General features: G+C 35.1%; 25 protein-coding genes and 1 other annotated feature. Of the genes, 21 read left to right on the top strand and 4 right to left on the bottom strand.

Features of this window, described 5'->3' with window-relative positions:
• The first annotated feature begins 157 nt into the window (after positions 1 to 157).
• A complete protein-coding gene (ileS, locus tag BCR26_RS11700) occupies positions 158 to 2,947 on the top strand; it encodes an isoleucine--tRNA ligase (RefSeq protein ID WP_069699173.1) in 2,790 nt (929 codons plus the stop codon).
• Positions 2,948 to 3,197: 250 nt separating this feature from the next.
• Here ileS and zwf read toward each other — a convergent pair whose 3' ends face one another.
• A complete protein-coding gene (gene zwf, locus BCR26_RS11695; protein ID WP_069699172.1) occupies positions 3,198 to 4,718 on the bottom strand; it encodes a glucose-6-phosphate dehydrogenase in 1,521 nt (506 codons plus the stop codon).
• 1 nt (position 4,719) lies between these two features.
• Positions 4,720 to 5,382, bottom strand: a complete 663-nt coding sequence (gene efaR, locus BCR26_RS11690; RefSeq protein WP_069699171.1) for a transcriptional regulator EfaR — start codon at positions 5,380 to 5,382, stop codon at positions 4,720 to 4,722.
• A 398-nt stretch (positions 5,383 to 5,780) separates the two neighbouring features.
• Here efaR and glpK point away from each other — a divergent pair, with 398 nt between their 5' ends.
• Positions 5,781 to 7,286, top strand: a complete 1,506-nt coding sequence (gene glpK, locus BCR26_RS11685; RefSeq protein WP_069699170.1) for a glycerol kinase GlpK — start codon at positions 5,781 to 5,783, stop codon at positions 7,284 to 7,286.
• Between the two features lie 555 nt (positions 7,287 to 7,841).
• Here the strand turns inward: glpK and BCR26_RS11680 are convergent.
• On the bottom strand, positions 7,842 to 9,152 hold the full coding sequence (locus BCR26_RS11680; RefSeq protein ID WP_069699169.1) for a helix-turn-helix domain-containing protein: 1,311 nt from the start codon (positions 9,150 to 9,152) through the stop codon (positions 7,842 to 7,844).
• 183 nt (positions 9,153 to 9,335) lie between these two features.
• Positions 9,336 to 9,607: a binding site (T-box leader), on the top strand.
• A 55-nt stretch (positions 9,608 to 9,662) separates the two neighbouring features.
• Between BCR26_RS11680 and hisZ the strand changes: the two genes are divergently transcribed.
• The 9 genes from hisZ to hisE are packed head-to-tail and all read left to right on the top strand — an operon-like array spanning position 9,663 to position 16,063.
• A complete protein-coding gene (gene hisZ / locus BCR26_RS11675) occupies positions 9,663 to 10,862 on the top strand; it encodes an ATP phosphoribosyltransferase regulatory subunit (RefSeq protein WP_069699168.1) in 1,200 nt (399 codons plus the stop codon).
• Positions 10,850 to 11,491, top strand: coding sequence for an ATP phosphoribosyltransferase (gene hisG, locus BCR26_RS11670; RefSeq protein ID WP_069699167.1), 642 nt, complete (start codon positions 10,850 to 10,852; stop codon positions 11,489 to 11,491). The genes hisZ and hisG overlap by 13 nt, the downstream gene beginning before the upstream one ends.
• Positions 11,488 to 12,780, top strand: a complete 1,293-nt coding sequence (hisD, locus tag BCR26_RS11665) for a histidinol dehydrogenase (RefSeq protein ID WP_069699166.1) — start codon at positions 11,488 to 11,490, stop codon at positions 12,778 to 12,780. Before hisG ends, hisD begins: the two co-directional genes overlap by 4 nt.
• Positions 12,777 to 13,361, top strand: coding sequence for an imidazoleglycerol-phosphate dehydratase HisB (hisB, locus tag BCR26_RS11660; protein ID WP_069699165.1), 585 nt, complete (start codon positions 12,777 to 12,779; stop codon positions 13,359 to 13,361). Before hisD ends, hisB begins: the two co-directional genes overlap by 4 nt.
• Complete coding sequence (hisH, locus tag BCR26_RS11655) at positions 13,362 to 13,988, top strand: imidazole glycerol phosphate synthase subunit HisH (protein ID WP_069699164.1); 627 nt, start codon at positions 13,362 to 13,364, stop codon at positions 13,986 to 13,988.
• Positions 13,966 to 14,691: a 1-(5-phosphoribosyl)-5-[(5-phosphoribosylamino)methylideneamino]imidazole-4-carboxamide isomerase gene (gene hisA / locus BCR26_RS11650; RefSeq protein ID WP_069699163.1), complete on the top strand. Its 726-nt coding sequence runs from the start codon at positions 13,966 to 13,968 to the stop codon at positions 14,689 to 14,691. The genes hisH and hisA overlap by 23 nt, the downstream gene beginning before the upstream one ends.
• A complete protein-coding gene (gene hisF / locus BCR26_RS11645) occupies positions 14,681 to 15,436 on the top strand; it encodes an imidazole glycerol phosphate synthase subunit HisF (RefSeq protein ID WP_069699162.1) in 756 nt (251 codons plus the stop codon). Before hisA ends, hisF begins: the two co-directional genes overlap by 11 nt.
• The gene (gene hisI / locus BCR26_RS11640) at positions 15,433 to 15,756 is read left to right on the top strand and encodes a phosphoribosyl-AMP cyclohydrolase (protein WP_069699161.1); all 324 of its coding nucleotides are present in this window, start codon (positions 15,433 to 15,435) and stop codon (positions 15,754 to 15,756) included. Before hisF ends, hisI begins: the two co-directional genes overlap by 4 nt.
• On the top strand, positions 15,749 to 16,063 hold the full coding sequence (gene hisE / locus BCR26_RS11635) for a phosphoribosyl-ATP diphosphatase (protein ID WP_069699160.1): 315 nt from the start codon (positions 15,749 to 15,751) through the stop codon (positions 16,061 to 16,063). The genes hisI and hisE overlap by 8 nt, the downstream gene beginning before the upstream one ends.
• A 50-nt stretch (positions 16,064 to 16,113) precedes the next feature.
• Here hisE and BCR26_RS11630 read toward each other — a convergent pair whose 3' ends face one another.
• Positions 16,114 to 16,512 carry a DUF4828 domain-containing protein gene (locus BCR26_RS11630; protein WP_069699159.1) on the bottom strand — a complete coding sequence of 133 codons (399 nt, stop codon included), beginning with the start codon at positions 16,510 to 16,512 and terminating at the stop codon, positions 16,114 to 16,116.
• 278 nt (positions 16,513 to 16,790) lie between these two features.
• On the opposite strand from BCR26_RS11630, the gene sfsA reads away from it, so the two are divergent.
• From sfsA to BCR26_RS11580, 10 genes are all read left to right on the top strand, one after another.
• The gene (gene sfsA / locus BCR26_RS11625; RefSeq protein ID WP_209591807.1) at positions 16,791 to 17,522 is read left to right on the top strand and encodes a DNA/RNA nuclease SfsA; all 732 of its coding nucleotides are present in this window, start codon (positions 16,791 to 16,793) and stop codon (positions 17,520 to 17,522) included.
• 69 nt (positions 17,523 to 17,591) lie between these two features.
• Complete coding sequence (locus BCR26_RS11620; protein WP_069699157.1) at positions 17,592 to 18,590, top strand: Gfo/Idh/MocA family protein; 999 nt, start codon at positions 17,592 to 17,594, stop codon at positions 18,588 to 18,590.
• A 353-nt stretch (positions 18,591 to 18,943) separates the two neighbouring features.
• Positions 18,944 to 20,245 (top strand): DEAD/DEAH box helicase, encoded by a 1,302-nt coding sequence (locus BCR26_RS11615; protein WP_069699156.1) that lies wholly within the window; start codon positions 18,944 to 18,946, stop codon positions 20,243 to 20,245.
• A gap of 38 nt (positions 20,246 to 20,283) precedes the next feature.
• On the top strand, positions 20,284 to 22,995 hold the full coding sequence (locus BCR26_RS11610; RefSeq protein WP_069699155.1) for a sigma-54-dependent transcriptional regulator: 2,712 nt from the start codon (positions 20,284 to 20,286) through the stop codon (positions 22,993 to 22,995).
• Positions 22,996 to 23,145: 150 nt separating this feature from the next.
• The gene (locus BCR26_RS11605; protein WP_069699154.1) at positions 23,146 to 23,466 is read left to right on the top strand and encodes a PTS sugar transporter subunit IIB; all 321 of its coding nucleotides are present in this window, start codon (positions 23,146 to 23,148) and stop codon (positions 23,464 to 23,466) included.
• A gap of 36 nt (positions 23,467 to 23,502) precedes the next feature.
• Positions 23,503 to 23,823: a PTS lactose/cellobiose transporter subunit IIA gene (locus BCR26_RS11600; protein WP_275950757.1), complete on the top strand. Its 321-nt coding sequence runs from the start codon at positions 23,503 to 23,505 to the stop codon at positions 23,821 to 23,823.
• A gap of 125 nt (positions 23,824 to 23,948) precedes the next feature.
• A complete protein-coding gene (locus BCR26_RS11595; RefSeq protein ID WP_069699153.1) occupies positions 23,949 to 25,412 on the top strand; it encodes a PTS sugar transporter subunit IIC in 1,464 nt (487 codons plus the stop codon).
• A gap of 87 nt (positions 25,413 to 25,499) precedes the next feature.
• On the top strand, positions 25,500 to 25,718 hold the full coding sequence (locus BCR26_RS11590) for a hypothetical protein (RefSeq protein ID WP_069699152.1): 219 nt from the start codon (positions 25,500 to 25,502) through the stop codon (positions 25,716 to 25,718).
• 24 nt (positions 25,719 to 25,742) lie between these two features.
• Complete coding sequence (locus BCR26_RS11585; RefSeq protein WP_069699151.1) at positions 25,743 to 25,937, top strand: DUF3188 domain-containing protein; 195 nt, start codon at positions 25,743 to 25,745, stop codon at positions 25,935 to 25,937.
• Entirely contained in the window at positions 25,937 to 26,350 is a 414-nt protein-coding gene (locus BCR26_RS11580) for a DUF3284 domain-containing protein (protein WP_069699150.1), read from the top strand. Before BCR26_RS11585 ends, BCR26_RS11580 begins: the two co-directional genes overlap by 1 nt.
• Positions 26,351 to 26,414: the final 64 nt, after the last annotated feature.

Genomic DNA, 26,414 nt, shown 5'->3' with positions numbered 1-26,414 from the left:
ACTTTCGTCCCTTGGGATGAGAGTGCTTTTTTGTATTATAAAATGATTTACTAACGTAGAAATCAATAGATGGCTAAAGTAGAACAGGATTTTTGTTTAGTTAAATCAGTAAAAAAATCTCTTGCAGTTTAAATAAAGAAAGTTAGGAGCTAATAAAATGAAAATGAAGGAAACATTACAACTTGGAAAAACAGCTTTTCCAATGCGTGGTAATTTACCAAATCGTGAAGTAGAGTGGCAAAAAGAGTGGGATGAAAAGAAAATTTATGAAAAACGTCAAGAATTGAATGAAGGAAAACCAGCTTTTATTCTGCATGATGGACCACCTTATGCAAATGGAAATATTCATTTAGGGCATTCTCTAAACAAAATCAGTAAGGATATCATTGTTCGTTCAAAATCTATGTCAGGCTTTAGAGCGCCTTATGTACCTGGCTGGGATACACATGGTTTACCAATCGAGCAAGTATTGACAAATAAAGGGATTAAGCGTAAAGAAATGACACTAGCGGAATACCGTGAGAAATGTGAAGAATATGCTCGTTCGCAGGTTGATACACAGCGCAATGACTTTAAACGGCTGGGTGTCTCTGGGGATTGGGAACATCCATATGTGACATTAGATCCTTCTTATGAAGCGGCTGAGATTCGTGTCTTTGGTAAAATGGCCGAGAAAGGCTACATTTATAAAGGGTTAAAACCAATTTATTGGTCCCCTTCAAGTGAGTCTTCTTTAGCAGAAGCAGAAATCGAATATAAAGATGTAAAATCTGCATCTATTTATGTAGCGTTCAAAATAGTTGATGGAAAAGGACTTTTGGATACAGATACTTCACTAGTCATTTGGACAACGACTCCTTGGACTTTGCCAGCTAATTTAGGTATTTCGGTAAATCCAGAGTATCAATATGTTGTTGTTGAAGCTTATGGTAAAAAATACGTCGTTGCCAAAGACTTGCTAACTACTGTTAAAGAGGCAATTGGTTGGGATGAAGTCAATATTCTTGAAACAATTGCTGGAAAAGATATGGAATATATGACTGCGCAGCACCCGTTCTACGATCGTACCTCTCTTGTGATGCTAGGGGATCATGTGACTCTTGAAGCAGGAACAGGACTCGTTCATACGGCTCCTGGACACGGGGAAGATGACTATATTGTTGGGAGAAAATATAATTTAGATGTCCTTTCACCCCTAGATAATAGAGGGATTTTTACCGAAGAAGCTCCTGGCTTTGAAGGGGTCTTTTATGATAAAGCGAATCCAATGATTACCGCTTTGTTGGATGAAAAAGATGCGTTATTGAAACTAGATTTCTTTACTCATAGTTATCCGCATGATTGGCGCACGAAGAAACCGGTTATTTTTAGAGCAACACCGCAATGGTTTGCTTCAATTGATAAATTCCGTCAAAATATCTTAGATGAAGTAGAAAAAGTAGATTGGATTATTCCATGGGGCAAAACACGTCTTTATAACATGATTCGTGATCGTGGTGATTGGGTTATTTCTCGTCAACGTGCTTGGGGTGTGCCACTACCAATATTTTATGCTGAAAACGGTGAAGCAATTATCACACCAGAAACGATTGAACATGTAGCAAACTTATTTGCTGAACATGGTTCTAACGTTTGGTTTAAACGTGAAGCAAAAGAGTTGTTACCAGAAGGATTCACTCATCCAGATTCACCAAATGGATTATTCACAAAAGAAACGGATATCATGGATGTATGGTTTGATTCTGGCTCTTCACATGAGGCTGTGTTGCGTCAACGTCCAGAGTTGAGTTTCCCTGCTGATATGTATTTAGAAGGCTCAGATCAATACAGAGGCTGGTTTAATTCAAGTATTACAACAAGTGTTGCGATTAATGGCGTCGCTCCTTATAAAGCGGTTCTTTCACAAGGCTTTGCTTTAGATGGTGAAGGACGTAAAATGAGTAAATCACTTGGGAATACAATCGTACCAGATAAAGTAATCAAGCAAATGGGAGCAGATATTTTGCGACTATGGGTAAGTAGTGTTGATTATGAAGCCGATGTACGTGTTTCGATGGATATTTTATCTCAAGTATCGGAAGTATACCGTAAAATCAGAAATACAATGCGTTTCTTACTGGCAAATACAAGTGATTTTAAGCCGAAAGAGCATACGGTTGCCTATAGTGAATTGCGCTCAGTAGATAAATACATGGTCGTTCGACTAAATCAAGTAATCGAAGAAATTCGTGAAAAAGGTTATGAAAAATACAACTTTATGCAAATTTATCGTTCGGTAATGAATTTCTTAACTGTAGATTTATCTGCTTTCTATTTAGATTTTGCTAAAGATGTGGTTTATATAGAAGCGGAAAATGATTATCAACGTCGTTGTATGCAAACCGTCTTCTACGAGATTGCCGTAGCTTTAACGAAATTATTGACACCAATTATTCCTCATACTTCTGAAGAAATCTGGAGTTATTTAAAAGAAGAGGAAGAATATGTTCAACTTGCAGAATTTCCTAGCTATCAAAAATTTGCTAATCAAGAGGAATTATTAGACATCTGGACAGCTTTCTTAGAGTTTAGAGACAATGTACTGAAAGCTTTGGAAGAAGCTCGGAATACGAAGCTTATTGGTAAATCGTTAGAAGCGAAAATAACTATTTATCCAAGTGAGCAAGTTCGTCAATTATTAACGGCAGTGGATGCTGATATTGCACAATTATTGATTGTTTCTGACTTTGAAGTTGCTAATGAAGATGCAACAATTTCAGAAAATAGTATCAAATTTGATGATATGTCCATTTTAGTTGAAAAAGCAGTGGGAGAAACCTGTGATCGTTGTCGTGCGGTTCGGACAGATGTTGGTTCTGATGAAAAATTGCCACAATTATGTGGTCGTTGTGCAACAATTGTAGAAGAAAACTTCCCTGAAGCAGTTTTGGAAGGCTTTGAAGCATAATAAGTAAAAAAATGACTGGAGAAGAATATTCTCTGGTCATTTTTTATCTAAAGATGGAAGCAAAGAGGTTGAGACAGAAGTCGTTTCGGGGTCAGAAATTGGTCCGAAAAGCGCACCATACGCTTTTATGGATTGAGTGATTTTCGGAAAATTTCAGAAGACCCAGACTTTTGACCACCGTTTATTTGGGGTTAGAGGATGGAACAAAACTGAATTTTAGTTTTGTTCCATCCTCTATGTTTTCCCTAGATTAATCTAATTTTCCACGTTCACGGTACCATGTATCTGGTTGCCATTCCCAGTGAAAACCATCTTGAGCCAAGAGATCAAAAGCTGCTTCTGGTCCCATAGTACCTGCAGCATAATTTGGGAAAGCAACAGGTGTTTTATCCCAAGCTTGGCGGATGATATCAATAATTCGCCAAGACTGAGCAACTTCGTCCCAATGAGAAAAGTTTGTTCCGTCACCATTTAAGCCGTCTAATAACAGCTTTTCATAGGCTTCCGGGCTATTAGCAGTTGTTTCCGCACTATGACGAAAATCAAGCTTAGCTGGACTGGTAGTGAAACCTTGGCCGATTTCTTTTCCGTTTAAAGTGAGTGAAAAACCTTCAGTAGGTTGAATATAAATAGTCAGTACATTGGGTGGTAAGTCTGTTTTTTCTATATTTTCGTCACAGTCACGTCTGAAAACATTGACAGGAACTTGCTTGAACACGATGTTGATACGAGTTCCTTTTTCAGTCATTCGTTTTCCTGTTCGAATGTAGAAGGGAACACCAGACCATCTAAAGTTATCAATTAAGAATTTTCCAGCTACAAATGTTTCGATTTGTGAGTTTTCATGAACATGAGGCTCTGCTCTATAATCAATATATTGATTGTCTTCAATTTTACCAGCACCGTATTGTCCACGAACAAAATTTTGTAAAGCTTCTTCTTCTGAATAAAGGCGAATGGCTTTTAACGCTTTTACTTTTTCGGAACGAATTTCTGCTTCTGAAAAAGCAACAGGTGGTTCCATAGCTAAAAGAGCGACTACTTGTAAAATATGGTTTTGCACCATGTCTTTTAAGGCACCGCTATGGTCATAGTAACCACCACGATCTTCTACACCTAGACATTCAGAAAAAGTAATTTGAACATTATCAATGTAGCGGTTATTCCATTGAGATTCAAAAATATTATTGGCGAACCGAATAGCAGAAATATTTTGAATCATTTCTTTTCCTAGGTAGTGGTCAATTCTAAAAATATCTTTTTCTGGGAAAACTGCTCGAATTTCTTCGTTTAGCTCATTAGCTGAGTTGTAGTCAGCTCCAAATGGTTTTTCAATAATTAGGCGATCGAAACCTTCTTCTGTCAGAATATTTTGGGATTTCAAATGTCGAACGATTGTGCCAAAAAATTGTGGTGCCATTGCCAAGTAATAAATATGATTCCCTTCTAACTGATAACGATTATTTAATTCATCAGATAATGCTTTCAAAGTATCATAGTTTTCAGAGTCGTTTACATTATGAGCTTGATAATAGAAGTGACTTGCGAAAGCAGTGATTTCTTCTTGAGTCCCATTTAAATCCTTTATAGTATCTTGAACAATTTCACGATAGTAATCATCTGTCCACTCTCTACGAGCAGTTCCAATAACAGCAAAATGTTCTTTTAAAAGACCTTTTTGGTAGAGTCGGAATAAAGAAGGATAAAGTTTTCTCTTAGCCAGATCTCCTGTACCACCAAATATAGTAAATAAAGCAATTTTTTCGTCCATATTAGTCCTCGCTTTCTAGTGACTGATCTACAAAGATAGTGCTTGCTGCTTTGTAACTGATCGCTAATTCTTTTTCATTATTTTTGATTGTAACTGGTCCTTCATAAGCAGCTATTTCAGTAATGATATATTCTTCATGTATTTTTAAATCTATTGACATTAAATAATCCAATAAATCTTTTTCATCTAAGACACGAGCTATTCGAATTTTAGTATTTATTGGATAATCAATAAGTGTTTGTCGAGATTTTTCATGAACGGGTTGGTTATCTTCTGGAATTACACCTCCATGGGGACAAAACTGAGGCGAATTTAAATAGTTAGCTAAACGATTCTCTAATGTTTTAGAGGTTACGTGTTCAAGGACTTCTGCATCATCGTGTACTTCATTCCAAGAATAATTCAAATGTTCCACAAGGAAGACTTCCCACAATCGATGTTTACGAATCAGTGTACTTGCTTTTCTTAATCCTCGTTCCGTTAGTTGGACTCCTTGATAGGGTGAGTGTTCTACCAAATCTTCTTTTACTAACTTGGAGATCATTTCACTTACAGAAGCAGCAGATACATTCAAACCAGCAACAATTTGTTTGTTGTTGATTTTTTTTACATCGCCGCCTAATTCAAAAATTAGTTTTAAATAGTCTTCGCGATTTGGTGTCATATTATTCATCCTTTCAAAGAAACTATCAGAATTAGTTTATCAGAAAATTCTTTTTTTGACCATTTAATAAGATGTTAATCTAAAAGTTTTTTTCTGTAATTTTCATTTTATGTAAAAATGAGAGTAATGTACAGTTTTGGTAGCGTTTTCCTTTTTTGTTCAGTTTAAATAGTCAAAATTATTTATATTTTAAGAAAAATGATTAGAATATCATTAGAAGACGTTTTTTGATAGTTAGTAATCAGAATGACCTTATTTTGAAAATGCTTTTTACTAGTTATCCAGAAATTGATATAATGTTTTGAAGAGTAAATTTTCTAGTTTTTTATCAGTGTAAAAAGCTTGAAAAAGGTGGATGTAAGATATATCTTACTAAAAAAATAAGGTGAGGGAAATAAATGGATAAAAAAGAAAAATATATACTATCAATTGACCAGGGAACGACGAGTTCTAGGGCTATTATTTTTGATCGGCAAGGAACAGAAGTTGCGAAGGCACAAAAAGAGTTAACACAGTATTTTCCTAATCCAGGTTGGGTGGAGCATGATGCAAATGAAATCTGGCATTCCGTTCAGTCTGTGATTGCGGATGTATTTATTCAGTCTGGCTTACAACCTTTTCAAATCAAAGCAATTGGAATTACGAATCAACGTGAAACAACGATTGTTTGGGACAAAATTACAGGAGAACCAATTTATCATGCTGTTGTCTGGCAGTCTAAACAAACGAACGAAATTGCGGATGAATTAAAGGATAGTGGCTATCAAGCATTTATCCAAGAAAAAACAGGATTGATTATCGATTCTTATTTTTCGGCAACCAAACTAAAGTGGCTTTTAGAAAATGTCGAAGGAGCAAGAGAGAAGGCTGAGGCTGGAGAATTATTGTTTGGTACTGTTGACACTTGGCTTTTGTGGAAATTAACCGATGGCAAAGCACACAAAACAGACTATACAAATGCAAGTCGCACGATGCTTTTTAATATTCACCATTTAGATTGGGATCAAGAAATTCTTGATATCTTATCAATTCCTAGAAAAATGTTACCAGACGTTTGTTCAAACTCAGAAATTTATGGCGTGACAGAAGATTACCTTTTTCATGGAGAAAATGTTCCTATTGCAGGAATGGCAGGAGATCAACAGGCGGCTCTTTTTGGTCAGGCTGCGTTTGAAAAAGGGATGGTTAAAAATACGTATGGCACAGGAGCCTTTATTGTGATGAATACGGGGGAACAAGCGATTCTATCGACGAAAGGCTTGTTGACGACTATAGGCTATGGAATTGATGGTAAAATCACTTATGCGTTAGAAGGGAGTATCTTTATTGCTGGTTCGGCGATTCAATGGTTAAGAGATGGATTACATTTAGTGGAAAGTGCGGCTGAATCAGAAATTTCGGCGAGTCATGTACCCGACTCAGATGGGGTTTATGTTGTGCCTGCTTTTACAGGATTAGGTGCACCATATTGGGATCAAGAAGCAAAGGGAGCCATTTTTGGGATTACTAGAGGAACTACAAAGGATCACTTGACTCGGGCGACATTAGAATCAATAGGTTATCAAACAGCAGATGTTGTCAAAACGATGGAACAAGAATCGAATATTCCAATTAAGCTTTTACGAGCGGATGGTGGCGCATCAAAAAATGATTTATTAATGCAATTTCAAGCAGATATTATTAATCGTCCGTTAGAAGCTGCTTCTTTTTCAGAAACAACGGCTCTTGGTGTTGCCTACTTAGCTGGTTTAGCGGTGGGCTATTGGAAAGATATCGAAGAGCTACAACAATTTATTCAAAAAGGGAAATGCTTTGAGCCTTTGATGAATGAAGAAACAAGACAAAAAAAATATGATGGTTGGCAACAAGCGGTTCAAGCAACGATGGCTTTTAAACCAGAGTAAGAGAAAAAGACTTCCAAATTAGTTACTATTTATTGATCTCAAAAGGGTAGATTTTCAAGTCTAACTTTATGGGATCGGTATAAAAGCTAATAATTGGAAGTCTTTTTTAGTCAAGTAACTGTCAAAACAAGATTTCCTTTTTTCCTATTGGTGTCAGCATAGCGATGAGCAACAGCAGCCTTTTTCTAAAGGATAAAACTAAACTAATCATTATTTTTGTCTGTTTCTCAAAAAAAGCATATGTATAGAAAAACAGTCAAATATTTTGAAAATGTTGGTTTTGTTATCAGATAATCTAAAAAATTTGATAAGGAGGTTGTAATTAATTAAGAGAGAAAAGGTCTGTTTTTTTTACTAGCATAGAAAAAATAAGTTAATCAATTAAAAGAACATCAAAAAATAGCGAATAGCCTTTTTGATGTTGGGATTGAAGAATGAAAAATTAGTTGGACAGTAATCTTCAGAGATAGCTAGCTTTTACTTAAAATTGAATTGTAAACATAAGGTTCTTATTTGGATATCTACAAGTAAATTTTTTTAACCCCTTTTCTTTTTCTAAACAACTATTTTTGATATTCTTTCTTTATTTTGAACAATAAATTCAAGCATCTGCCGATTTGTTTGTGCTAGGTATTTAAAATTAGGTTCGTCATTCTCAGCAAAGTATGCGACACAAATCATTTGAATTGAACAGATGACATAAAAGATGGCTTGTTTTTCCTCAGGGGAAAGCCTGTTTTCTTTATCATAACCAAGCAAAATGTTTTCTAAAATTTGGAACCATTCATCATACTTTTCTTTTTTTGTTCCACTTAAAATAGCAGTAGCGCAATAACAAGGATCAAAAAGACGAATATTTTTTTCTACTAAATCAAAATCAATAAAACCGTTTACTGAATCATCAAAAAACAAAATATTTTCTGGATTAGGATCTCGATGAATCATTTGTTTAGGTAATGCCTTTTCTAAAACTTTAAATACGCTGAGATAATCGTCAAAGAAAGTTTCTGGAATATTTAATGACCATTGAATTACCTGTTTTTTTACATTAGGTAAAGCCCATTGACTAACTAGAGAAAATAGATTAGATGGATCACATAAAATTTGATCTTCTAGTTCTAAAAAGGCTTGATGAAGTTTAGCTAGAGCATAACCAACAGTAGTGGCAGATTGTTGATTTTTGTAGAAATCAGCTATAGATAACGTGGTGCCTAGTACCCGTTGTTTCAATACAATAAGATAATCATTTTCAAAAAACTCTTGTCTCTCTTTAGTTAAAATAGGAACAGGAGCCTGAAAACCTTGATTTAGCAAAGCTTTGGCAACTGCAATTGATTTCAATTCTTTTGCTCGATTAGGTGATACAGTTAAATAATAGTCCTTGCCAATTTTCCAGCGTTTTTCTGAAATTTTTTCGCCATTCATAATTGATACATCACTTATTTTTACAGATGAATCTAACGGCCAATGTTGTAGTAAGCTTCTAATTTCTTTGTGACTTAGTTTCATAAACATTTCCTCCTTTTGTTTCGCTATTTTTGATTGTAAGCCATAGATAGAGAGGTATTTTTTAGGAGAGCAACCGTATTCTCTAACAAAGGCTTTGTAAAAACCGGCATACGTATTAAAACCATATTCAAGTGCAGCATCTACAGCACTTTTTCCTATAGATATCTCGGAAAGGATATATTTTAATTTTCTTTCTAGGATGTAAGAAGAAAGCGACTTGTTAGTTATAAAAGAAAAAAGGCGATAAAAATAGTAAAGAGAGTAGCCTGCTTGGTTAGCTAATTCTTCATGGGAAAGTTCTGTTTTTAGATGCTCTTCAATATAAGAGGTAGTTTGATAAATGATTCGTTTTGTCATGGGACATTCCTCCAATCGATATGTCTATTATAATAGTTAGCTTCGGAAAAAACATTTCCTGTTCTGCTATCTTTTCAAATTAAATACCCCAAGTAAAAAGTTTTAGAAACTTTTTAGCTAAAAAAACAGTTGACCTTTTTTAGTTTTCATGATAAAGTGTTTAAAAATAAATGAGAATAAAATGAAATTACGATGATCAGAATAGTAAGTGAATAAATCTATTTTAGAGAGTTTCCGGTTGGTGAGAGGAAATAATAGGTCTTCACTGAACAAACCTGTAAGTAGTTTTTCCCAGCTGTCTTTTTGTAGAAGTAGTGGTTCCATTTTTCTACATAGTTAAGAAAAATCGGTTGAGCCCGTTATAACTTGTAGTCTTTTTGACTAACAGAGTCTTTTGCTGTGAAGTAAAAGTAAATCTGAGGTGGGACCACGTGAAAATAATTCTCGTCCTCTTGGCTTATTTGCCAAGAGGACTTTTTGCATTGATTAAAAGAATAAAGGAGTGGCTAGATGAACTGGAATCGAAGTTTACCATCTGGAACGAAAGATAAGCTTTTTCGTGAAGCCAATGGTAGTTATCAAGTAGAAAAACAAGTGAATACTATTTTGACTCAACGAGGATACCAAAGAATTGATACACCAAGTATTGAATTTGAAGCTGTTTTTAAGCAGCAAGAAAAAGATGAAAAAGATTTTTATCGATTTTTTGATAAGCAAGGTCGACTTATGGTATTACGACCCGATATGACAATGCCAATTGGACGAGTGCTTGCGACAACGGGAATTCAACCACCTTTAAAGCTTTCATATAGTGGCAAGGTCTTTCGCTTAAATGATGAAATGTTAGGGGAACAAAATGAATTGACGCAAGCAGGGATTGAATTAATTAGTTATTCTTCGATAAAAGCTGAGATAGAATGTTTATCTTGTGCTGTAGAAATTTTAGAAGAACTAAAAATTCCTAATTTTCATTTTGAGCTAGGTCATGCTCAGATTTTCAGACAAATTGTTGCTTTTTTGAAGTTATCTAAAAAAGAAGCAAAGGAATTGCAATCCTATTTTTACAACAAAAATGTAAGTGATTTACAAAAATTTACGTCTAAATATAGTAGTGAATTGGATTCATTTATTTGTGCAATGCCAAGACTTTTTGGTTCTCCGAGGGAAGTTTTCTCAATTGCTTATGAATTACTTCCACAAGAATCTGAAATATTGCGGACTGTGACAGAGTTGGAAGAGTTGATGATATGTATTCAAGAAGTTTATCCAAAGATTTCACTAACTGTTGATTTAGGGTTAGTTGCTTTGATGGATTACTACACAGGAGTTCTATTTAGTGGCTATGCTGATTTAATTCCTGAAATTTTTTTAAGAGGAGGACGCTACGATTCTTTAGTAGAACAATTTGGAGTGGAGCCAATTCCAGCTGTAGGATTAGGAATTAATTTAGATATTTTAGTAGCATTGCAATACCAGTTAAACACGTTAGCACCTTTGAAACAAACCACAACACTTGTGCATGGAAGCATTGACCAAATAAATAAAATGGAAAAAATAGTCAAAGAAGAACCAACGTATCAACTTTCTTTATTTGATACGTTGGAAGAAGCAGTTACGTATGGAAAAAAATGGCAGTACAAGCAAATACTAGAAGTGACAAAAGCGGGTATAAAAACGATAAAAGTAGGTGAAGAAGAATGGCCTGTTTAACGATTGCTTTAACAAAAGGAAGACTAGAACAACAAACACTTTTTTTGTTTGAAAAGGCTGGAATTAATTGTTCTTTTATGCAAGAAAAACAGCGGAAATTAATCTTCACTAGTCCAGATCAACGATTCAAATTTTTATTGGTAAAAGCTGCTGATGTCACAACTTATGTCCGACATGGAGTGGCAGACATCGGAATTGTGGGAAAAGATGTTTTGGTTGAACATCCTCATGGGTATTACGAGATGCTAGATTTAGGCATTGGAAAATGTAAATTCTCAGTGGCTTCTATTCCAAGCTATGAACCCAACGATCATAAAAGAAAAAGAATTGCTACGAAGTATCCTACAATTGCTTCGGATTATTTTCGCGAAAAAGGAGAAGATGTGGAAATCATTAAAATCGAAGGATCGGTAGAAATTGCTCCTGTTTTGGGTTTGGCCGATGCGATTGTAGATATCGTCGAAACAGGAACAACGTTAAAGGAAAATGGCTTAGAAATTTTTGAAGATATTTGTTTGATTTCAGCTCGATTAATTGTTAATAAAGCAGCACTAAAACGAAAAAGAAGTGAAATTTTTCAATTGTTCGATCAACTAGAACCAGTGATAGAAGGAGGGAATGACAATTGAAGTGGTTAACAGGTAACCTAATAGATATACTAAGTGAACTGAAACAGGCACAGCGAAATACTAACGAAGAAAATCAGCAAATAGAGCAACAAGTTCGAGAGATCATTCAACAAGTGAATGTAAATGGCGATCAAGCCCTCCGCCAGTTTACAGAGAATTTTGATAAGGTTCAATTGGAAAATTTTAAGCTCTCAAAAGAGGAAATTGAGGAAGGTTATCGTCGCGTTGAGCCAGAAGTCATAAGAGCGTTAGAAGTAGCTAAAAAAAATATTCTTAGTTATCATCAAAAACAAAAGCAATATGATTTTATGGACCATGAAAAAAATGGTGTTTTTCGAGGACAACGAGTATTACCTTTAGAAAGAGTAGGGGTTTATGTCCCAGGAGGAACAGCGGCGTATCCTTCGTCTGTTTTAATGAATGTTTTGCCAGCTAAAATTGCTGGAGTAAAAGAAGTAATCATGGTTACACCTCCATCAAAGGCAGGAATTCCAGATGTAATTTTAGCTGCTGCTAAAATTGCAGAAGTTGACGCTGTGTATCAAATTGGTGGGGCCCAAGCAGTTGCGGCCTTAGCTTATGGTACAGAGAGCATTCCTAAAGTAGATAAGATTGTAGGGCCTGGCAACATTTTTGTAGCCACTGCCAAAAAACAAGTTTTTGGTTTAGTTGGAATTGATATGATTGCAGGACCATCTGAAATAGGTATTTTGGCTGATGAACAAGCAAATCCCGTCTTTGTCGCAGCTGATTTATTGTCGCAAGCAGAACATGATAAATTAGCAAGAGCCATTTTAGTCACAACTAGTCATAAATTAGCACTAGAAGTAGAAACAGAAGTCGCAAAACAACTAAAAACATTGCCTAGAAATGAAATCGCCCAAGCAGCGATGGATGCTTTTGGAAAGTTGATTGTTGTTGAAACGCAGCAAGAAATGTTTGATATTATGAATGGACTTGCACCAGAACATTTGGAAGTGCAAATGGAAGATCCTGTCAGTCATTTACACAAAATCAGAAATGCAGGTTCGATTTTCTTAGGTGCCTATGCTTCTGAACCAGTTGGCGATTATTTGTCAGGAACGAATCACGTGTTGCCTACAAGTGGGACTGCTAAATTTTATTCGCCATTAGGTGTATATGATTTTGTGAAATATAGTCAAGTAACATATTATACAAAAGAAGCGTTAAAAGAAGTCAAAGAAGCGATTACTATTTTGGCGAGAAAAGAAGGACTTGAAGCTCATGCCAGAGCAATTGATGTGCGATTTGAGGAGGAAGAAAAATGAGAAAAGCGACGCTAAAACGTGAAACAGCGGAAACAAAGATTGAGCTATCTTTGAATTTAGATCAGCAAGAACCAGTCTGTATTGATACTGGTGTGGGCTTTTTTGATCATATGCTCACTTTATTTGCTAGACATAGCAGAATCTCTTTAGAAGTGAAAGTAGACGGCGATTTAGAGGTTGATAGTCATCACACTGTAGAAGATGTGGGAATTGTTTTAGGACAATGTATTGTGGAAGCTTTAGGAGATAAAAAAGGAATTAATCGTTATGGAACTAGTTTTGTACCGATGGATGAGTCTTTAGGAATGGCTTCTTTAGATCTTAGTGGTCGTTCATTTTTAGTTTTTGATGCAGCGTTTGATAACCCCAAATTAGGTGCTTTCGATACTGAATTAACAGAAGAGTTTTTCCAAGCCTTGGCGTTTAACACTAAAATGAATTTACATTTAAAAATTCTTCATGGGAAAAATACGCATCATAAGATTGAAGCTCTTTTCAAAGCAACAGGACGGGCTTTAAGAGAAGCAATTACAGAAAATCCAGAGATTCAGGGAATCAATTCCACGAAAGGAATCCTATAAATGATTGTAATCATTGACTATGACACAGGAAATACTAGAAATGTACAAAAAGCGTTAAATTTTGTTGGGCTTGAAAATAAAATTTCGGCAAATCATGAAGAGATTAGACAGGCTGATGGTTTGATTTTACCAGGAGTAGGTGCATTTTCAGTTGCGATGGAAGAGCTTCATAAAAGAGACTTGGTACCGTTAATTCAAGAATTAGCCAAAAATGGTAAGCCAATTTTAGGGGTTTGTTTAGGTATGCAACTACTATTAGAAGGAAGTCTTGAGAATGGTTTTACAGAAGGTTTGGGGCTAATTGAAGGGATTTGTGAACCTCTCCCTGTAGATAAAATGTTTCCTGTTCCTCATATGGGGTGGAATGAATTAATTGTGACGCGAGAGACCGCTTTATCAAAAGGTTTAAATGGAAAATATGTCTATTTTGTCCATTCTTATTTTACGGATTGTAGTTGGGAAGCTATTGATGCAATGAGTCAGTATTCCATTAAAATTCCAGCGATGATTTCAAAAAACAATATTTTGGGAACTCAATTTCATCCCGAAAAAAGTAGTGCCGTCGGTTTAGAAATTTTACAAGCATTTAAGGAGGTTGTAAAAAATGCAGATATTACCAGCAATTGATATTCGTGAAGGTAAAGCTGTTCGTTTAGTTCAAGGAGATTTTTTACAAAAAACAATTGTCAATCCCAACCCAATTGCTCAAGCCAAAGAGTTTAAAGATGCTAGGATTCAAATGATTCATGTCGTAGATTTAGATGGTGCGTTGACTGGAAAAACAGAAAATGCTAGTTTAATTGAAAAAATGAAAGCAGCAACGGGCTTGAAAATTGAAGTTGGTGGAGGAATCCGCTCAATGGAACAGATTGAACAATACCTTGAATTGGGCATTGATCGTGTAATCATTGGTTCAGCAGCGTTGAGTAATCCAGAGCTAGTAAAAGAATCTGTTACACGTTATGGAGAAAAAATCGCTGTAGGAATTGATGCGAAAAATGGTAAAGTAGCTGTGAGCGGTTGGTTAGACGTTAGCGAAACAGATTATCTTCAGATGGCAAAAGAAATGGAGACTATTGGAGTAAAAACAATTATTTATACAGATATCGCAAAAGACGGAACGCTGGAAGGTCCTTCTTTTGACCATTACAAAAAGTTGATGGATGTTGTACCTAATGTTCAAATTATTGCCTCAGGCGGTGTTAGCGATAAAGCAGACTTAGTAGAATTAGCAAAAATTGGTGTTCACGGAACGATTGTAGGCAAGGCATTTTATAACGGGGCGATCACATTAGCGGATATGTTGGAGGTTGAAGACTATGTTGACTAAACGAATTATTCCTTGCTTAGATGTAACCAATGGTCGAGTTGTAAAAGGCGTAAATTTTGTTGATTTGAAAGAAGTTGGTGACCCTATAGAAATTGCCAAAGTCTATAATGAACAAGGCGCTGATGAGCTTGTTTTCCTAGATATTACTGCAACTAGTGATGAGAGAGAAACCATGCTAGAGGTAGTTGAACGAACAGCTGCCGTGGTTTTTATTCCTTTGACAGTTGGTGGTGGTATTCGTTCTGTTGCAGATATGAAAAAATTACTGCAAGCAGGCGCGGATAAGATTTCATTAAATTCCGCAGCTATTGTGAATCCACAGCTTATTAAAGAGGGAGCAGAAAAATTTGGATCACAATGTATCGTGGTGGCTATTGATGCTAAAAGAATAGGAGACTCTTGGCATGTTTTTGTCAAAGGAGGTCGGGAAGATACCGGATTGGATGCAGTGGAATGGGCGAAAGAGGCTGTTGCTTTAGGAGCTGGAGAAATTTTGTTGACGAGTATGGATGCTGATGGCACTAAAAAAGGCTATGACGTAGCTTTAAATCAAGCAATTTGTGAGGTTGTCACAGTTCCAGTCATTGCCTCAGGTGGTTGTGGAAATTCAGGAGATATTCTAGAAGTATTTAAAGAGACGGAAGTGACAGGAGCTTTAGCAGCAAGTATTTTCCACTATGGTGAAGTCAAAATTCCTGAACTAAAGCATTTCTTAAAAGAGCAGGACGTGGAGGTTCGTTTATGAAGCCGGATTTTTCTAAAGGATTAGTTCCAACTATTATTGTTGAAGAAGCGACAAAAGAAGTTCTTATGTTAGCTTACATGAATGAAGAAAGCTATGCTAAAACACTAGCCACTAATACCACTTGGTTCTACTCAAGATCTCGTAAAGCTCTTTGGAATAAAGGCGAAAGTAGTGGACACATTCAAAAAGTAAAAGAAATTTTCTTGGATTGTGACCAAGATACACTACTAATTACTGTCGAACAAACTGGACCAGCTTGTCATACAGGAAAGCATAGCTGTTTTTTCAATCTTGTAAAGGGGGTAGAAACAAGTGATTGAGCCATTATATCAAGAAATTCTGGAACGAAAGAAAGAGCCAAGAGAAGGGTCTTATACAAATTATTTATTTGATAAGGGAATAGATAAAATTTTAAAAAAAGTTGGCGAAGAAGCAACAGAAGTTGTTATTGCTGCTAAGAACGAGGATAAACAGGAACTAATTAATGAGACTGCTGATTTGGTCTATCATATGTTAGTACTATTAGTAGAGCAAGAGGTTTCTCTTGATGAGATTAAAGAGGAACTGGCTAATAGAGAAGGAAAATTAAGCAAAACTGAAGACCGAAAAGTAATCGAAGAATTATAAAAACATAGTTCCCAACAAACAATTTTTTAATTGCTGGGAACTATGTTCTTTTATTTTGCTAATTCGTCCACAGAAAGAACGGGTTCTAAAAGGTAAGTACAATCATCGGCTTCGTCATATAGAGAAGTTGGGGTACTATTGCGATTACATTGAACGATTAGATGATAGCCAAATTCATCCTGAGCAACTAATCGTTGGGAATTTAGTTCTATTAACAAGTATTGAAGCTCTTTCCCATCAATGGTAATAGTTAGCTTGTCATCAATTTCTAACGTATGTTGTGTTGCTTTTAGTTTGTTTACAAACCACCATGAGCCACTATAAATTTTATATAAATTGTTCGCTGGTAATTCTGTTTGTTCTATTTCACGCTTCTTTTTTAGAAAAAAAGAACCAGCAAATCCAGTGAGTAATGAAGCACCTAATAAAAATGACCAATGTTTTTTCATCGTATCAACCCCCTACATGTTTTGATAAAATAAGCATAACACGAAAGTAAGGAAAAAAGAGAATTAAATCATTTCCTAAACAAAATTTAATCAACTAGACACTATTTTAATCTATTTGTAGAAAGAAGTTATGGGAATGTAAAGAAAACAATAAATGGATTTTTTTTTTGGCAAGTGAAATAATTCGTTTAGCCTTTTTCTATTTACATTTACGTGAAGATTAGCTATGCTTTTTACGATGAAATGTGGTATTGTTTCATAGAAAGGATGTTACAATGATAATATATCCAGAAGTACATCTAGCAAGGTTTATTAAACGTCCAAATCGCTTTATTGCAGAATGTCAATTGATTGATTCTGGAGAAATAGTCACAGTCCATGTGAAGAATACAGGGCGCTGTAAGGAATTATTATTCCCTGATACAGAAGTTGCATTAAGTTATCAAGCCTCTGAAAAAAGAAAAACAGACTATGATCTAATTGCAGTCAAAAAAGTAGAGGAATGGATTAATATTGATAGCCAAGTTCCTAACCAGCTAGCAAGTGAAGGATTACTAGAAAAGAAGATTTTGTTACCAGGTTTAGCTGGAGAAATTTGTTCTTTAAAGAGAGAACAAAAATTTGGTAATTCCAAATTTGATATTCTAGTTGAAACAGACCAAGGAGAGCAAGCATTCGTTGAAGTAAAAGGAATGACTTTAGAAAATAATGAAATTGGTGCTTTTCCTGATGCACCGACAATCCGTGGCTTGAAGCATGTCGAAGAACTAATCAAAGCTAAAAAAATAGGCTACCAATGCTATGTTCTTTTTATCATTCAATTTGAAAAAGTTAAGACAGCAACAATTCACGAAAAAATGCAGCCATCACTTGCAGAAGCAATTTCTTTAGGACAAAAAGCAGGAGTTCATGTGCTTGCTTATAGTTGCCAAGTATCCCCTGCAACCATTGATATTCAAAAACAAATTCCTTTTGAGTTGAATCAGGAGTTTGAAGATCCAAATAGATAAAAATAATTACGTAGCTTTGTTAATTAGGATTTATCTGAAAAAACAAAAAAGAAAAGTGAGGGATTCAAAATGATTCATTTAGGTGTTATTGGAACAAACTGGATTAGTCATCAATTCGTAGCAGCAGCACTGGAAACAAAAAAATACGATTTAACTGCAGTTTATTCAAGAAAATTAGAGTCAGCACAAGAATTTGGCAGTAAATATGGCGATGTTGAATACGCAATCGATTTAGAAACTTTCTTTGGAATTGAGCATATGGATACCGTTTATATTGCCTCACCTAATTCATTGCATTTTGAACAGGCAAAACAAGCGATTTTAGCTAAGAAAAACGTGATTGTTGAAAAACCAGCTTTTTCGAATCCAGCAGAAATGGATGAAATTATCCAGTTAGCGAACCAACAAAAAGTCTTCTTTTTTGAAGCAGCTCGGAATATTCATGAAACCAGCTTTAAAAAGATTGGAGATTTAATGCCATTAAAAAATCGAATTATCGGTGCGAATTTTTCTTATATGAAGTATTCTTCTAGATATGACCAAGTACTTGATGGACAAGAACCAAATATATTTTCTCCTCATTTTTCAGGCGGCGCTTTAATGGATTTAGGAGTATACTTAATATACGCAACGATTGCTTGGTTTGGGATGCCTAAAGAAAGTCATTATTTTGCGAAAAAAGTGGCAACAGGTGTTGATGGATTAGGAACGGCAATTTTGCGTTATGATGAGTTTGATGTAACATTACAAGCTGGAAAAATTGGTGACTCTTTCTTAGATTCAGAAATTTATTTTGAAAATGGTACCTTAGTTTTAGATGGAATTAATGCTATTTCTAAAGCTGAGTTTCATGATAGAAACCGCAAAGAGACCGATATTATTTCATTAACGGTGGAAGAAAACCCCATGGTTGAAGAAGCATTAGATTTTGCAGAAGTTATTTTAAACCCCACAGATAAAGACTGGGGCTTAAAGTACGAGGAATGGATAGAACTAGCTCGTAATGTGAATAAAGTGGTCACAACACTACGAAAAAGTGCTGGGATTGTTTTTACTGCGGACAAATAAAAGAATTTCTCTGAACTTTAATAGACTGAAATAATAGAAAGTGGGATGTAACTAAACCTCCTCTTTCTATTTGTATGTGTCTGAAACCGACAGCCGAAATATAGAAAAAGGCAGTTTATGTAATCTATAAGATAAACTTGTTCAGGGTAAAATACTGTTTAGTCTCTCTTGTTTATACAACAATAGTGAACAAATCCTTTATCATAGATATATGGCTTATGATAAGAGCTCTTTTGAGTAAATATTGCTTATTTGTTTATTTTAGTATATTTGCTAAACTACTCGTCGCTGAAGGTTTTAGATATGTTTTATTTTAAGAGGCATTCTTTATTTTCAATAAGAAAGGATTACTTATGACATTTATTGAACAATTACCTGAAATATGGCAAAAACATTGGCGTTCATCGGGCTTTGATGAACCCTCACTGATTCAAGAAAAGAGTTTTACCTTATTAAAAAATCAGGAGAATGTATTAGGAATTTCTCCAACTGGTTCAGGGAAGACTTTAGCATATTTATTACCATTACTATTAAATGTAGAAAAAGAAACTGGTAGTCAATTATTGATCTTAGCATCTTCGCAAGAGTTAGCGATGCAGATTAGTAAGGTGACACAAGAATGGGGCTCTCTTATCCAATTAAGAACACAAAGTTTAATTGGCGGAGCTAATGTTAGTCGTCAAATTGATAAATTAAAAAAGAAACCAGAAGTACTAGTTGGGACACCTGGTAGAGTCTTAGAGCTAATAAAGGCTAAAAAAATAAAAAGTCATTTACTAAAAACAATTGTAATGGATGAGGTCGATCAACTGTTTCATGAATCTGAATTAAATTTAACGAAACAAATTTTAGATAGTTCCTCTACGAAATATCAAGTTGTATTTTATTCAGCAACTGCAGATCGAGTGATTGAGGAAGCTGAAAAATTAGCTGATAAATTATCTGTTGTCGATGTTTCGACAGAAGATCGCTCAGCAGGACAAGTTCACCATTACTTTATGCGTTTGTCACCTAGAAAAAAAATCGACTATTTAAGAAGCTTGTCTTACACTACTAACTTTAGAAGCATGGTCTTTTTTAACCAAGTATCAGAGCTAGGTGCAGCTGAAGAGAAAATGATATACCAACAAATTCCTGTTGTAGGATTGGCATCGGATCAAAATAAGAGTCTAAGAAAACTAGCTATTGACCAATTTTCGACTAAAAGAGTGAATGTATTATTAACAACAGATATTGGGGCTAGAGGGTTAGATTTTAAAGAAGTTCCTTATGTAGTAAATGTTGAAGTTCCTTTATCAGAAGAAAGTTATATTCACCGCGCAGGTAGAGTTGGGCGGATGGGAGCCGACGGAGTAGTCCTGACTTTTATTAATGATGCAACTAAACGTGATTATCAACGATTAATGAAAAAAATTTGTTATGAGACCAAAGAAGTTTTTCTTTATGATGGTGAATTGCATTTAGAGCGCAAAGAAAAATCAGAAGCTTCACAAGTTGAAACTACACCTAAAAAAGCAATCAGCAAACAACCTAAAAAGACGATAGAAACTCCAGAAAAGCAAGAGAAACCAATTGAAGTAATCAAAGAAAAAGCACCAAAAAAGAAAAAAAGAACAAAAAAAAGCAAAAATAAAGGCGCTAGACGTAAAGGTTAATAAAAATAACCGGAATCAATAAACAGAGGGAGGATTCCATGAAATCTAGGAAAGAAGAAATTTTAGCTGTCTTAGAATCCAAAACTGAAGGAATGACTGCTGGAGATGTGGCAGAAGAATTAGCCATTGATCGAAGCAATGCTAGCCGCTATTTAAGTGAGCTATTTAAAGAACGTAAGATTGCTAAGAGTGATGGGCGGCCGGTTGTTTATTCAATTAGGGGAGAAGAAGATAAAGTTCATGTAGATAGTTCAAGTGAAGTCACCTTTGAAAACTTAGTTGGAGTAAATGATTCGCTAAAAATTAGCATTCAGCAAGCTAAAGCAGCGATTCTTTACCCACCCAGAGGCTTACATACCATTATTTTCGGTGAAACAGGAACAGGTAAATCATTATTTGCTGAATGTATGTATCATTTTGCAATAGATTCCAAAACATTACCAGAAGAAGCACCATTTGTTTCCTTTAACTGTGCAGATTACGCTCAAAATCCACAATTACTTTTTGGTCATATTTTTGGGATAAAAAAAGGAGCTTATACAGGCGCCAGTGAAGATAGTCCAGGTTTAATGTCGGAAGCCGATGGAGGTATTTTATTTCTGGATGAGATTCATCGCTTACCACCAGAGGGACAAGAGATGCTATTTACTTTCATTGATAAAGGTGTCTATCGACCTTTAGGAGAAAGTAGTCGAACATATGAAGCCTCCGTTCAAATTATTGGGGCAACAACTGAATCTTCGGAAAGTTTTTTAACAACGTTTAACCGACGAATTCCAATGGCAATAACTTTACCTTCACTGTATGCTCGTTCGTTTGATGAACGCTATGAAATTATTTCTTTATTTATTAAACAAGAAGCCAATCGCTTACAGCAACGAATTGATATTGAGCGTGAAGCAATTTTAGCTTTTATGCTTTATGATGCAGAAGGAAATATCGGACAAGTCAAAAGAGATTTGAAATTGGTTTGTGCAAAATCGTTCTTACATTATCGAACCCATAATGAATCTAGCTTAGTGATTCGGAAACGAGATTTACCACTACAGGTACAGAAAGGCTTGCTAAAAGTAAAGGAAATGGCTGATCATATTGATCGATTTGTTGATAGCAAGCGAAATTACCTTTCTTTCGAATCAGGATCAAATGAAGTTGTATGGTCGCAAGATCCAGCTAGAGATATGAAAGTTTACAACGAAATAGAAGAAAAAATGGCAATCTTATCAGCCAACGAACTTGAAAATGTTGATTTAGAGGAGTTAATTTCTCGAGACATGGATGCTTATTTCCAGACGTATGTAGAGGAGCTAACACAGAATCCAGTTCATAAAGAATTGTTACCAGAGTCCATTTGGAAATTAACGAATCGTCTTTATGATATCGCTGAAAAAAAATTAGAACGAACCTACAGTGAAAAGGCTCGATTCGCTTTTGCACTACACTTACAAAGTACCATTGATCGAGTTAGAGAAGGTCATGTTATTGTCCATCCAGATTTAAATACAGTTAGAAAGCAGCTAAAAAAAGAGTTTCAAGTAGCTATTGATTTGTCCTCTATTATTGAAGAAGAAAATGATATTGAGATTCCTTTTGACGAAATTGGATTTATCAGCATGTTTCTTTCCATCAATGTTGGCGATAAAGAAAAAATTTATGCTAACAATGTTGGGGTTGTTGTATTAATGCATGGAGACTCAACGGCTTCAAGCATGTTGAAAACAGCACAGGAATTGTTAGGAACTGAAACAGGCGTGGCGATGAATATGCCCTTAACGATGGAAGTTCAAACGATGTATGAAAAATTAAGGAGTTATGTTAGCCAAAATAAGGAAAGCTTATCAAATGGTATGCTCCTTTTGACAGATATGGGGTCGCTTAATTCTTTTGGACATATGATTTTTGAAGAAACTGGAGTTAGAACAAAAGCAATTACAATGACTAGTACGATGATTGTCTTAGAAGCCATTCGGATGGCAAGTGTTGGTCGCAGCTTAGAAGATATCTATCAAAATATTCAAATGTCTTTTGAAAGTATTATTCGTGAACAATTCCGAACGAGTCTACAAAGCCGAGAGGAAATAAAAAAAGCGGTAGTAGTCACTTGTTTTACAGGAGAAGGGGTTGCCGCAAGGTTATATCAACGAATTTTTCCTGTTATTGATGAGAAAAAAGTTGAAATTATTCAAATGCAGTTTTTGGAACGTGAGGCATTTAAGAAGCACATAGATAGCTTGATGGAAGAATATGAAATTAAGGCAATAGCAGGAACAGTAGATGTTGAATATCAGAATATTCCATTTTTCTCGGCCTATGATATTTTTGATGATGAGAAATTGAATGTCTTGAAACGCATTGCTGGGGATGAAGTCCCGATAGAAAAAATCGTTAAATCATTGCAAGAAACTATTACAACAGTTGATTCATTACAAAAGCTGATTGTTATGCTACAAAAAACGGTTCACCAGATTCAAGCAGATATGCATATTATTGTAGAACCTGGAGTAGATGCAGGTATCGTGATTCACCTAGCTTTTTTAGTGGATGCCATTTTAAAAGGAGAAAAATCTAGAGGCTTTGAAGATCTCCAAGAGTTCCTTAAAAAGAATCGTTTAGAGACAGATGTCGTTCGAACGAATTTAATGATTATTGAAAAAGCCTATCGTTTATCGATTTCAGAAGCGGAAATCGCTCACCTTACAAAGATGTTTATCGAAAATAAAATAAAGAGAAATACCGAAGATACACACTGATTTTAGTGTGTATCTTCTTTTTTAGACAGTGTGTAGATAAAATGTATAGACCAAAGCTGCAACCAAGCATGTTTGGTCTATACATGTTTTGGCACGATTCTTGCTCTATAATAAAGTGTAAGTAAAAATGAAAATGGAGGAATTAAAGACATGAGTAAAAAGACAATTATGTTGGTTTGTTCTGCAGGAATGAGTACTAGTCTATTAGTAACCAAAATGCAAAAAGCGGCTGAAGAACGTGGTATGGAAGCAGATATTTTTGCGGTATCAGCATCTGATGCTGATAATAACTTAGAAGCGAAAGATGTGAACGTTTTACTTTTAGGCCCTCAAGTTCGCTTTATGAAAGCGCAATTTGAACAAAAATTAGAACCTAAAGGGATTCCTTTGGATGTAATTAATATGTCTGATTACGGACTGATGAATGGCGAAAAAGTATTAGATCAAGCTATTGCTTTAATGGACAAATAGTCCTTAAAAATAAAAAATGAGAAAAGAGCTGAAATATTGGAAGAACAACAAAACCTAGAAGCAATTATGGGGTTAATTATGTACGGTGGAAATGCTAAAAGTGATGCCATGGAAGCTATTGCAGCCGCTAAAGCAGGGAATTTTGAACTGGCAGACCAAAAAATTGCCGATGCTGAGGCGTCATTAGTAGAAGCTCATCATGCGCAAACTGGAATGTTGACACAAGAAGCACAAGGAAATCACATTCAAGTAACGTTATTAACTGTGCACAGTCAGGATCATTTAATGACAGCAATCGCTTTTAAAGATTTGGCAATTGAAATTATTGAGTTACATCGTAGGTTAGAAGCAAACTAGAGGATTTATTTTCTTTTCTGAAGGTAGGAAGATACCTGATTAGAAAACGGTCTAAGTCAAAATCTTTGAACGGGATTCTGACAAAAGCTGATTTTAAGAACAACTATTTATAGGAGGAATTAAAAATGGATGGATTAACAGCGTGGATGGAAAGACATATCTTACCAGTAGCTGCTAAAATTGGGGCTCAAAAACATTTAGTGGCTTTACGTGATGCATTTATTGGAACTATGCCAGCAACAATGGCAGGTTCAGTAGCTGTAATGATTAACGCAATTATTCGTGATTTACCGAAACAATTTTTTGCTGATTATGCCGACAACCTAGTTGCTGACAAAGGCATTTTCGCAGTTATAAATGTTATTATTGGAATTAATGGATTTGTTTGGAACGGTACGTTGGCAATTGCAGGACTAATTTTTGCCTTTTCATGGGGCTATAATTTAGCAAGAGCCTATGGAGTAAATGATTTAGCTGGTGGTATTGTCGGTTTGGCTACTTTAGTTCAAGGGATTGCTTTTTCTTATTCTAATACGCTTGAAACTGCTGTACCTAAAGCTTTAGTAAAAACAATCAATGCAACTAGTGCTGATACTGGTTGGACAGCAACTGCTGATGGTTTAACTGCCGGTGGTTGGGGATGGTTGAATTTAAATCATTTAAATGGGAATGCATATTTTACAGTAATGATTTTAGGAGCTATTTCTGTTATTATTTTCTGTAAGTTAATGTTGGCAAATATCACAATCAAAATGCCGGATTCGGTTCCGCCAGCAGTATCAAAAGCATTTGCTGCAATTTTGCCAGCAACGATTGCATTGTATATTATTGCTATTCTTAATTTCGTTGTTGGAAAATTAACAGAAGGCCAATTGATTATTGATTTGGTTCAAAAATATATTGCAGAACCATTCTTAGGATTATCTCAAGGTCTTGGAGCAGTTATTATTGTAACAATCTTTACACAAATTTTCTGGTTCTTTGGTATTCACGGAATGAACGTATTAGCTCCTGTTTATGAAGGAATTTGGGGACAAGCTCAATTAATCAACGTTAATATCTTTGAAAAAGGTTATAACGGATTAACAGGTACTCCAGGTGTATTAGAAGCTATCAAAGATGGAAAAGCTTATATGTGGGTACGTGGTTCATTTGATGCCTTTGCTATGTTTGGTGGTTCAGGTGGAACGATTGTTTTAATCTTAGCCATTATCCTATTTTCTAAACGTGCAGACTATCTAACTGTCGGAAAATTATCATTAGGCCCTGGTATCTTTAACATTAATGAACCAATCATGTTCGGTTTACCAGTAGTATTAAATGCTATTATGTTTATTCCATTTATTATTGCGCCAGTAGTGGCAGTATCTATCGGCTGGTTAGCAACTTATTTTGGACTTGTCGCTCCAGTTTCTCAACAAGTTACTTGGGTTGTTCCGCCAATGTTATTATCATTCTTAGCAACAGGGGCAGACTGGCGTGCACCAATTGTTACATTAGTATGTATGGTCGCAACCTTCTTAATCTGGACACCGTTTGTTCTTGCAGCTAACAAAATGGATCCAAATTTAGGTGAAGTGGAAGAGTAGAACCTTTTACAGTTGCTTTCACATGAAGTGAAAGCAACTGTTTTTGAAAATATGTTAAAATAGAATAGAAAGGAGCAAGATACAAAAATGCTTTCAATTATTAGTCCTATGCAACAAGATGCAATCAAACAATTATTGCAGGATTATAAAGAAGAGGATGTCCAATTTACATTTAAGGAAAAACAAGGAATAAAAATGCTCTTTGAAGCGTCAGTTGAAAATGAAGCAGTAGTTAAAAAGGTCAAAGAATTAATTAAAACTCAGCCTTGGGGTAGTGTATTAATGGTACAAGTAACCATCGTTTGAGCGTAAGAACAGGATGGAAGAATAATGATAAAAAATGGCTTATTTTTATGTAGTATAGGGCTAATCATCATTTTGTATGCTCTAAATCCAACATCGATGAAATATGATTTGTTAAGTATGACTACAGGAATTTTTCTAGTTGTTGTCGGCGGATATTTCTTTTTCAAAGGCAAGAAAAAGGAAGAGAATCAAAAAAAGAATAATGAGGTGAAAAAATAATGGAAATCACTGAGAAATTAAATATTCCAGCTCCATTTTTTTACAGAAAAATTATTGATTCAGTTCTATTTGATATTCGTAAACATACTGGAAAAAGCTTAACGAAAAATCAATTGGATCAATTCGAGTACGTAAAAAACTTTTCAAAAAATAGCCGTGCTAAAATAAAAGTTGAAAAAATTGTCGAAAATTCATCCTACCATTTCCGTACATCAACAACTAAAAATGATTTTAAGGTGCAATATGATATTATTCCGATTGATGATCAATCTTGTGAGATTCGTTATCAGGAAAAAATGGAGTCATTTGGTATTCTACAAAAATTAAATGATGCTGTTTTAGGAATCATTTTGGGTTATTTTAAAAAGCGTCAATTCAAACAGATGCTAAAAAACATAGAAAAATCTTATTAAATGCTTTTTACATGTGAAACTTAATGCTTAAAGGCGAAACTTGTCTCACTGTGTTGTTCACTTC

The sequence above is a fragment of the Enterococcus rivorum genome, from assembly GCF_001742285.1.
In the GTDB taxonomy this organism is placed as follows: Bacteria; Bacillota; Bacilli; order Lactobacillales; family Enterococcaceae; genus Enterococcus_L; species Enterococcus_L rivorum.
The sequence above is the reverse complement of the archived record's forward strand: the minus strand, read 5'-3'. Positions and strand labels throughout refer to the sequence as shown.

What these genes read in the sequence shown, in the direction of transcription:
- BCR26_RS11680 (WP_069699169.1), bottom strand. Translation starts at nt 9,152, where the DNA reads ATGACAAAACGAATCATTTATCAAACTACCTCTTATATTGAAGAGCAT.
- BCR26_RS11610 (WP_069699155.1), top strand. Translation starts at nt 20,284, where the DNA reads ATGAAATCTAGGAAAGAAGAAATTTTAGCTGTCTTAGAATCCAAAACT.
- ileS (WP_069699173.1), top strand. Translation starts at nt 158, where the DNA reads ATGAAAATGAAGGAAACATTACAACTTGGAAAAACAGCTTTTCCAATG.
- BCR26_RS11605 (WP_069699154.1), top strand. Translation starts at nt 23,146, where the DNA reads ATGAGTAAAAAGACAATTATGTTGGTTTGTTCTGCAGGAATGAGTACT.
- BCR26_RS11620 (WP_069699157.1), top strand. Translation starts at nt 17,592, where the DNA reads ATGATTCATTTAGGTGTTATTGGAACAAACTGGATTAGTCATCAATTC.
- BCR26_RS11580 (WP_069699150.1), top strand. Translation starts at nt 25,937, where the DNA reads ATGGAAATCACTGAGAAATTAAATATTCCAGCTCCATTTTTTTACAGA.
- BCR26_RS11630 (WP_069699159.1), bottom strand. Translation starts at nt 16,512, where the DNA reads ATGAAAAAACATTGGTCATTTTTATTAGGTGCTTCATTACTCACTGGA.
- hisH (WP_069699164.1), top strand. Translation starts at nt 13,362, where the DNA reads ATGATTGTAATCATTGACTATGACACAGGAAATACTAGAAATGTACAA.
- hisI (WP_069699161.1), top strand. Translation starts at nt 15,433, where the DNA reads ATGAAGCCGGATTTTTCTAAAGGATTAGTTCCAACTATTATTGTTGAA.
- hisA (WP_069699163.1), top strand. Translation starts at nt 13,966, where the DNA reads ATGCAGATATTACCAGCAATTGATATTCGTGAAGGTAAAGCTGTTCGT.
- BCR26_RS11590 (WP_069699152.1), top strand. Translation starts at nt 25,500, where the DNA reads ATGCTTTCAATTATTAGTCCTATGCAACAAGATGCAATCAAACAATTA.
- BCR26_RS11595 (WP_069699153.1), top strand. Translation starts at nt 23,949, where the DNA reads ATGGATGGATTAACAGCGTGGATGGAAAGACATATCTTACCAGTAGCT.
- hisB (WP_069699165.1), top strand. Translation starts at nt 12,777, where the DNA reads ATGAGAAAAGCGACGCTAAAACGTGAAACAGCGGAAACAAAGATTGAG.
- BCR26_RS11585 (WP_069699151.1), top strand. Translation starts at nt 25,743, where the DNA reads ATGATAAAAAATGGCTTATTTTTATGTAGTATAGGGCTAATCATCATT.
- hisZ (WP_069699168.1), top strand. Translation starts at nt 9,663, where the DNA reads ATGAACTGGAATCGAAGTTTACCATCTGGAACGAAAGATAAGCTTTTT.
- hisF (WP_069699162.1), top strand. Translation starts at nt 14,681, where the DNA reads ATGTTGACTAAACGAATTATTCCTTGCTTAGATGTAACCAATGGTCGA.
- efaR (WP_069699171.1), bottom strand. Translation starts at nt 5,382, where the DNA reads ATGACACCAAATCGCGAAGACTATTTAAAACTAATTTTTGAATTAGGC.
- glpK (WP_069699170.1), top strand. Translation starts at nt 5,781, where the DNA reads ATGGATAAAAAAGAAAAATATATACTATCAATTGACCAGGGAACGACG.
- zwf (WP_069699172.1), bottom strand. Translation starts at nt 4,718, where the DNA reads ATGGACGAAAAAATTGCTTTATTTACTATATTTGGTGGTACAGGAGAT.
- BCR26_RS11615 (WP_069699156.1), top strand. Translation starts at nt 18,944, where the DNA reads ATGACATTTATTGAACAATTACCTGAAATATGGCAAAAACATTGGCGT.
- hisG (WP_069699167.1), top strand. Translation starts at nt 10,850, where the DNA reads ATGGCCTGTTTAACGATTGCTTTAACAAAAGGAAGACTAGAACAACAA.